This is a genomic window from Streptomyces litmocidini (assembly GCF_014649755.1).
Lineage (GTDB): Bacteria > Actinomycetota > Actinomycetes > Streptomycetales > Streptomycetaceae > Streptomyces > Streptomyces litmocidini.
The window spans coordinates 1-7,454 of record NZ_BMTQ01000039.1 but is presented as its reverse complement, the minus strand read 5'-3'; the positions used below and the strand labels follow the sequence as shown (position 1 = coordinate 7,454).

The window sequence follows — 7,454 nt, the reverse complement described above, 5'->3', positions numbered from 1 at the left end:
ACGGGGGAGGCCGGGGAAGCGTGTGAGGCGGGTGCGGGGAGCGCACTGACCGGTCGACTCCACCTGTCTTGCGGTCAGCGTACGGGCCTCCTGCCCGTGTTCGGGCCGGAGTGCCCGTCAGAACTCGAAGACGTCGCCGGTCGCGAGCTGGCGCTCGCAGTCGGTTGCGTACGTGTGCTCCCAGCGGACTGCGCGGCCGTGGTAGGTGCCGTCCGCGGTCACGGTGACGGGGACGGTCTCGTTGGAGCAGACGGCGGTGTCCCGGCCGGGGAGACGGTCGAAGTCGCCGCCGGCGGCCTCCAGGTCCGCGCAGGCTCCGGCACGGTGCGGGTGGGCGGGGCGCCCGCTGCCGGGGCAGTCGAGCCAGACGACGGCGACGGTTCCTGGACCGCTCTCGGTGCGCTCGACGGTCAGCTGGAGGCGGGTGTCCTGGACCGGTGCGGGAGCGGCGGTCGCGATGGGTGAGAGTCCGGCGGTGAGGAGCGCGGCGACAGCGGTGATGATCTTGTTCATGGCCGGATCAACGCGGCCGGCTCCGGCCGGTCACCTCGCCCGATGGGGTCACGCCACCCGCTCGGACCACCGCTTGATGAGGCGCTCGCGACTGTCCGGGGTCTGCTCGGTCGAGGCGATCACCGTGACGGCCGGTCACTCGACGCCGCGTCAAGCCCTCGGGGCCGGCGCCCCGCCGATGGCGCCGCGGCATCCCGCACGGCTCCGGCCTGGGCAAGACACGCTGGGTCGTCGAGCGGACCTTCGCCTGGCTCCACCAGTTCAAGCGATTGCGGATCCGCTACGCGATACGCGCCGACCTCCACCTCGGCCTGCTCCAAATCGCCTGCGGCATCATCTGCTTGCGACGCCTACGAACCTCATTCTGAAACGATCGGTAAGCCGACGGCCCGGGCGGGTGGCCGTCCCGGCACCCCTGTCTGGCTGACGTCGCGGCGGGTCGGCCCCCCGGGCCGGTGGACGGCTGGGAGCATGCGTCCATGACATCTCGGGCAGGAACGGCCGAAAGTGCGGCGTCGGCGAAGTCGCGAGTCGTCCTGGTGACGCTCGCGGCAGGTCAGTTCCTGATGGCGCTCGACAGCTCCGTCATGAACGTCTCCATCGCCACGGTGGCCGAGGATGTCGGCACGACCGTGACGGGCATCCAGGGGGCGATCACCGCCTACACCCTCGTGATGGCGATGTTCATGATCCCCGGCGGCAAGGTCGGGGCGTTGATCGGACGCAAGCGCGCGTTCATGATCGGCTGCTGCGTCTACGGCGCTGGCTCTCTCACCACCGCGCTCGCGCCGAACCTGGGCGTGCTGCTGCTGGGCTGGTCGTTGCTGGAGGGGATCGGGGCGTCGCTCATCCTGCCCGCGATCGTCGCGCTCGTCGCCGGCAACTTCGCCGTCGAACGCCGTCCCGCCGCCTACGGACTGGTCGTTGCGGCGGGGGCGATCGCGATCGCGGTCGGGCCCCTCGTCGGCGGCATCGCGACGACGTACTTCTCCTGGCGGTGGGTCTTCGCCGGAGAGGTCGTGATGGTGCTCGGCATCCTCGTGCTCGCGCGCCGCATCGCGGACGCCCCGCCCGGCGAGCGCCGGAGCATCGACTTCGTGGGCGCGATCCTCTCCGCGCTGGGGCTCGGGATCTTCGTCTACGGGGTGCTGCGATCCGACGAATGGGGCTGGTTCCAGCCCAAGCCCGACGCGCCCGCATGGCTGGGGGTGTCGCTGACGACGTGGCTGATGCTGGCAGGCATGGCGCTGCTGTGGATCTTCCTGCGCTGGGAGGCCAAGATCGCCGCCCGGGGCGGGGACCCCCTGGTCGATCCCGGCATGCTACAGAACAAGCAGCTCACCGGCGGCCTGACGATGTTCTTCTTCCAGTATCTCGTGCAGATGGGCGTGTTCTTCGTCGTCCCGCTCTACCTGTCGGTCGCCCTGGGCCTGTCAGCACTGGAGACCGGTGCCCGCCTCCTGCCGCTCTCGGTGAGCCTGCTGGCGGCAGCCGTTCTGATCCCCCGCTTCCTCCCCGACGTCTCACCGCGGCGGGTGGTACGGCTGGGGATCCTCGCGCTGCTGGCGGGAGCGGTAGTCCTGATGGCCGCGCTCGACCTGGACGCCGGCGCAGAGGTCGTCACCGTCCCGCTGCTGCTGATCGGACTCGGCATGGGGGCGCTTGCCTCCCAGCTCGGATCGGTCACCGTCTCCGCGGTGCCGCAGGCGCAGAGCGCGGAAGTCGGCGGCGTACAGAACGCCCTCACCAACCTCGGTGCCTCAATCGGTACGGCACTCGCCGGATCGATCATGATCGCCGCACTCACGACCTCCTTCCTGACCACCATCGAGGCGAACCCTGCGGTCCCCGACAGCATCACGAGCCAGGCGACCGTCCAGCTCCAGAGCGGCGCACCGTTCCTGTCCGACGCCCAGCTCGAGAGCGCCCTCGACGAAGCGGGCGTGAACCCCGAACTGTCCCGGGCGGCGCTGGACGCAAACACCGAGGCCAGGCTCGACGGCCTGCGCGCGGCGCTCGCCATCCTGGCCCTGGCCGCGCTCATCGCCCTCTTCTTCACCCATCGGATCCCGTCAGCCCAGCCCCGATCGCCGCAGCCGTAGCCGCCCGCGCATGACCGCCCACGCGGCCCCGGCGTGGGCCCCTCCCGGAACCGTTCGCAGAGCCTCCTGCAGCGGGGGAGACCTGGCAGGCGCGCATCAGGGCAGCCGATCGGCCCGGGGGCGACGCGTGGTGAGCCGGGCGGCCGAAGACTGCTGGCCACGGCCATGCTTGCCCTGGGCGATTTTCTTGTCGTAGTAGGCCCGGGACGTCGGGTCGCCCAAGGCTGCGAACGCGGAGAGGAAGAAGGCTCGTTTGAGCTGTTTGTTTCCTCTCCGCGAAGGCTGTTCGCCTCGGATCGATGGGCCCGAGCTCCGGGTCGCCGGAGCGAGACCCGCATAGGCGGCGAGATGGCCGGCGATCGGGAACGTGCTGCCGTCGCCGACCTCGATCAGGATGCGGGCTCCGGTCCTGACGCCGACTCCCGGCATCGACGTCAGGACCTTCGAAAGAAGGTGGTCCTCCAGCAGTTCCTCGATCCGCCCGGCCAGCAGCGTGCGCTGGCCAAGCACGATCGTCAGCGATCCGGCCAGGCTCGGGACGATCAGTGCGGCCGCCTCGGTCCCCGGGACGGTCACGATCTGTTCGTCCGGAACGGTGAAGATCTCCTCGACGAGCCGCTCGGCCATCCTCGGTGCCTTCGGCCGCAGCAGGGTGACCAGCCGCCCCCTGCCCGCCTTGCGGATCTGGGCCGGGGAGCCGAACCGTTCCATTCGCTGTAGGGCGTGCCGCTGGCGGGGCAGTGGTGGAGGCAGCCCAGGAGCCGGTTGTAGAGGTTGCGCTGGGCGGAGGTGTGGCGGTCACCGGTCTCGTGTCGGCGGTCGTAGTGAGCTCTGGCGCCGGGTGAGGCGGTGAGGGAGGCGAAGGCCCAGACGTAGCCGACCGCGGCCAGGCGCTGGTTCTTGACCCGGCGGACCATGACCGTGTGGCTCCTGTCCGAGGCGCGGGTGACGGGTGCTGATCCGGCATGGGCCTTGAGCGCCCTGGCATCGGCGAAGCGGCTGCGGTCGTCGCCGATCTCGGCAAGGACCCGGGCTCCGCTGAGCGCGCCGAGGTCCGGGAAGCTGGTGATGACCGCCGCGTCCGGGTGCTGCTCGAACAGCTCGACCGAGGCTTCGGCGAGGCTGTCCGCGGCGACGCAGGCGGCCTCGAACTTGCCCAGCAGGACCAGGGCCTGGCGGCCCATCGCGGTTTCGACGAGCGGGAGCTGGCGCACCTGCGGAACACGCAGGGCGGCGTGCAGGCGCTCGACCTCGGCCTCGATGCCGCGCTGGCGGCCGGCGCGCTTGAGCACCGCCTTCAGCTGAATTCGGCTGAGCCGGGCGGCCCACCCAGGAGTCGGTGCGGCGGCCAGCAGGGTTCGGGCCAGCGGCGCGTTGAATCCCCCTGTGATCGGCTGAACGGCGGCGAGGCGGCCGGGGATGTATTCACGCAGGTGGGAGCGGAGCTTGTTACCGGCCTGCGTGCGGTCCCAGACAGCGGCCTGCTGGGCGCGGGCCAGGACTGCGTCGGCCTGGGCAAGCTCGCTGTCGGCCGGCAGTCGGCGGTGCGCGTCTGCGTCGGTGCGCAGGATGTTCGCCAGCACCATCGCGTCGAGGTGGTCGGACTTCTTGCGCGAGACTGTGTGGCGCTCGCGGTAGCGGGCGGCCGCCATTGGGTTGACGGCGTGGACGGGGCGGCCGGTGGCCCTGAGACGGGCAACCAGCAGGCCGCGGGAGGTCTCGATCGCCCCTGGTATCTGCTCACCGGGTTGTCGCCGTGTTCGGCCAGGAGGTCGTTTGTACGCCTCGGCATCGAAGGCCGGTGGGCGGCCTCCGTCGCGGCCTCGCCGCAGTCGATGCCAACCTGGTCGGACGGCTGGGGGATGACGGCGCTGAGATGGTCGGGGCGGGTACGAGGGCGGCCGGTAGTGAGCCGGGGGACGTTCAGACGTTCCAGCACCGGGACCAGCTGCGGGGCGTCGCCCCACTGGCCCGGGGTGATCAGGAATGCCGAAGGCCGGCGGCCGCCCTCGCCGACCAGACGTGTCCTGCTCGTCAGAGCGCCCCTTGAACGTCCCATCCCTTCGTCTGGCCGATGTTGAGGGGGCAGAGCCGGCGTCCCGGGATGCGCGGGGTGTTGTGCGCGCGCCAGCCGCGTGCTGATGGGCCCGGCAGGAGGTGGAATCGATACCGACCATGCTCCAGTCGATCCGGTCTTCAGCGTCGGCGTGCGCCAGGAGCGAGCGGAGGATCTTGTCCCAAGTACCGTCCGCCGACCAGCGGCGGTGACGCTCGTAGACGGTCTTCCACGGCCCGTACTGCGCAGGCACGTCACGCCAGGGCGTGCCCGTTCGCAGGCGGAAGAGGATTCTGTTGATCACCGTGCGATGGTCGCTCCACCGTCCGCCGGGCAATCCGCCGCCGGGCAGCAGTGGTTGGAGCCGTGCCCACTCGGCATGTGTCAGATCGGCCCACCCGACCTCGGGCACGGTGCCCCCGTCCACCCAGACCGGACCACGCGGTTACGCGGTGATCCGCCGGGCGTACACCTCGATCTCGATCTTCATGCGGGGATCGGCGAGGCCGCACATGAGCATGGTGGCGGCCGGCCGGACCTCTCCGAAGGCGCGACGCAGCACCGGCCGGCAGGGCTCGAAGTCGGTCCGGTCGGGCAGCAGGTAGCGCACCCGCACCACGTCAGCGAAGGTGCACTCCGCTTCGGTCAAGGCGGCCTCGATGTTACGCAGGCACTGCGCGGCCTGCTCCACCACGTTGTCCGAGATCGTCATGGTGGTGTAATCGAACCCGGTCGTCCCGGACGCATGAACCCAGTCACCGTCGACCACGGCGCGGGCGTAGCCGATCTGCTCCTCGAACGTCGAGCCGCTGAGGATGGAACGTCGCTCTGTCATGCGCCGAACGCTAAGTGACCAGCACTGATACGTCTCATACGCTTTCGAGCATGGGGTGATATCTCTATGCGTATGGAGCGCCCTGAACTTTCCCTCCCGCAGCTGCATGCCTTCGTCGTGCTCGCCGAGGAACTCCATTTCGGCCGCGCCGCCACCCGCTTGGGCATCGCCCAGCCGCCGCTGAGCCAGCAGATCCGTCGTCTGGAAGACAAGGTCGGGTACGCGCTCTTCAGCCGCGAACCCGGGAATATCGGCCTCACTCCGGCGGGCCGGGAACTCCTGCCCGCTGCCCGGCATGCCCTCACCGACCTGGCAGAGGGCCTGAGCGCAGCCAGAGAAGTCGGCAGCGGTAGGGCTGGCCACCTGCGGATCGGCTTCGCCGCCTCTCTCGCCCTCACTGTCCTCCCCGGCCTGCTGCGCACCTTCCGGGAACGGTTTCCCGCCGTGGCCCTGGACATCCAGGAGATGACCACCACACCGCAACTGGCCGCTCTGCGCGAAAGGACGATCGACATCGGCCTGTTGCGCGAACCGCCCACCCATGACGCGGACCTCGGATTCGAGTCCGTGTTGACCGAGCCGTTCGTGGCCGTCCTGCCCTCCTCACACCCCCTCACGGCACAACGGACCGTCAGGGTCGAGCAGTTGGCAGAATGCCCCTTCGTGCTCCTGCCCCGCGCCGTCGGCCCGTCGCTGTACGACCAGATCACCGACCTGTGCGCCGCTGCGGGCTTCACCCCCCAAGTGGCCCAGCACGCCGTGGAATGGCAGACCGTCTGCGCCCTGGTGGAAACCGGCCTGGGCGTATCACTGGCTCCGGAGAGCATCCGCCGCATCCGCCTCAAGGGCGTCGCCTTCCGCGGGATCGAGCCCGGCACCGCGCGCACACGAGTCGCCGTCGCGTGGCGCAAGAACGATACAAACCCCCTGGTCCTACGCCTATTGGCAGCCCTCAATCAAGATCCGCCGGATAGGCCCTAAATGTATTGACCTGCGATGTTGTTGACATAGCTGATGGGTGGGTGTCCGTCGAGTGCGGTGTGGCAGCGGTGGTGGTTGTAGGGGTGGAGGAAGTCTGCCAGGGCCGCTGTCCGCTCGGTGTTCGAGGTGGAGGGCCGCAGGTGGGCCCATTCGTCGAGCAGGGTGCGGTGGAAGCGTTCGACCTTGCCGTTGGCCTGCGGCCGGTAGGGCCGGGTCGGCTTGCCGGTCGCGCCGAGTTCCGCGGGGCGGCCTTCCGGGCCAGGCCCTTGCGGTAGGCCCAGGCGTTGTCGGTCAGGACCCGCTCGATCCGGTCGATGCCCCGGGAGGGGAAGAAGGCGGCCGCGCGGGCCAGGAAGCCCGCGCAGGTCGCGACCTTCTCGTCGGGGTGGATCTCGCTGCGGGCGAGGCGGGAGTGGTCGTCGACGGCGGAGTGGACGTGGCCGAAGCCCATGCCGCGGACCTGGCGGCCGGCCTGGCGGCCGTTGGTCTTGCGGCCGCCGCCGTCGGGGATCCGGCCGGGCTTCCTCACGTCCGCGTGGATCGGCTCACCGAGTCGCTCACGCTCGTAGCGGCGGATCACGACTCCGGTCGGCCTGAGCGGACACGTTCGACCAGCAGTCTCCTACCGAAGACGGTCAGCCGGGCATTACGGTGGGACGCGAAGACCTCCGTGCGGTGAGTTCCTGGACAGCTCCCACCCCACCGGAGGTCTTCGCCCTGTTCAAGACCAGGCCAGTGTCAACAACGCTCGTGATCAATACACCTAGGCAGTGGTGGGCTTGTGGTTCATGGTGTGCTCCGTGCGGCTGGTGGATTGTACGGTGGTCGCACCGTGAGGGGCGTGCCTGGCCTGGGTTGGAAAAGGCTCCGGGGAGAGCCGCCGTCCGCCGTGAAACGACCGCGCCGGCCGCAGCCACCGAACAGCGGCTCCGGCCGGCACGTTCGTCGCCGGTGTCCCCGCGGGGCG

General features: G+C 70.1%; 4 protein-coding genes and 6 pseudogenes. 3 read left to right on the top strand and 7 right to left on the bottom strand.

The window, feature by feature from the left end; genetic code table 11:
- Positions 1 to 117: 117 nt before the first annotated feature.
- A complete protein-coding gene (locus tag IE180_RS35500; RefSeq protein ID WP_190161072.1) occupies positions 118 to 513 on the bottom strand; it encodes an SSI family serine proteinase inhibitor in 396 nt (131 codons plus the stop codon).
- A gap of 134 nt (positions 514 to 647) precedes the next feature.
- Here IE180_RS35500 and IE180_RS35495 point away from each other — a divergent pair.
- Positions 648 to 881, top strand: a pseudogene (locus IE180_RS35495) (transposase); the annotation flags it as partial.
- Between the two features lie 111 nt (positions 882 to 992).
- The gene (locus IE180_RS35490; protein WP_190161071.1) at positions 993 to 2,615 is read left to right on the top strand and encodes an MFS transporter; all 1,623 of its coding nucleotides are present in this window, start codon (positions 993 to 995) and stop codon (positions 2,613 to 2,615) included.
- Between the two features lie 96 nt (positions 2,616 to 2,711).
- On the opposite strand, the pseudogene IE180_RS35485 reads toward IE180_RS35490, so the two are convergent.
- From IE180_RS35485 to IE180_RS35470, 5 genes and pseudogenes are all read right to left on the bottom strand, one after another.
- Positions 2,712 to 3,326, bottom strand: a pseudogene (locus IE180_RS35485) (transposase); the annotation flags it as partial.
- Positions 3,299 to 4,389, bottom strand: a pseudogene (locus IE180_RS35480) (IS110 family transposase); the annotation flags it as partial. The pseudogenes IE180_RS35485 and IE180_RS35480, both read right to left, overlap by 28 nt.
- Positions 4,388 to 4,578 (bottom strand): annotated as a pseudogene (locus IE180_RS37700) (IS5/IS1182 family transposase); the annotation flags it as partial. The pseudogenes IE180_RS35480 and IE180_RS37700, both read right to left, overlap by 2 nt.
- A 142-nt stretch (positions 4,579 to 4,720) precedes the next feature.
- Positions 4,721 to 5,083 (bottom strand): annotated as a pseudogene (locus tag IE180_RS37645) (IS5 family transposase); the annotation flags it as partial.
- A 33-nt stretch (positions 5,084 to 5,116) separates the two neighbouring features.
- On the bottom strand, positions 5,117 to 5,506 hold the full coding sequence (locus IE180_RS35470) for a RidA family protein (protein ID WP_190161070.1): 390 nt from the start codon (positions 5,504 to 5,506) through the stop codon (positions 5,117 to 5,119).
- A gap of 72 nt (positions 5,507 to 5,578) precedes the next feature.
- On the opposite strand from IE180_RS35470, the gene IE180_RS35465 reads away from it, so the two are divergent.
- Entirely contained in the window at positions 5,579 to 6,487 is a 909-nt protein-coding gene (locus tag IE180_RS35465) for a LysR family transcriptional regulator (protein ID WP_190161069.1), read from the top strand.
- Here the strand turns inward: IE180_RS35465 and IE180_RS35460 are convergent.
- Positions 6,484 to 7,082: pseudogene (locus IE180_RS35460) on the bottom strand (integrase core domain-containing protein); the annotation flags it as partial. The gene IE180_RS35465 and the pseudogene IE180_RS35460 sit on opposite strands and share 4 nt — an antisense overlap.
- Positions 7,083 to 7,454: the final 372 nt, after the last annotated feature.

What these genes read in the sequence shown, in the direction of transcription:
- IE180_RS35500 (WP_190161072.1), bottom strand. Translation starts at nt 513, where the DNA reads ATGAACAAGATCATCACCGCTGTCGCCGCGCTCCTCACCGCCGGACTC.
- IE180_RS35465 (WP_190161069.1), top strand. Translation starts at nt 5,579, where the DNA reads ATGGAGCGCCCTGAACTTTCCCTCCCGCAGCTGCATGCCTTCGTCGTG.
- IE180_RS35470 (WP_190161070.1), bottom strand. Translation starts at nt 5,506, where the DNA reads ATGACAGAGCGACGTTCCATCCTCAGCGGCTCGACGTTCGAGGAGCAG.
- IE180_RS35490 (WP_190161071.1), top strand. Translation starts at nt 993, where the DNA reads ATGACATCTCGGGCAGGAACGGCCGAAAGTGCGGCGTCGGCGAAGTCG.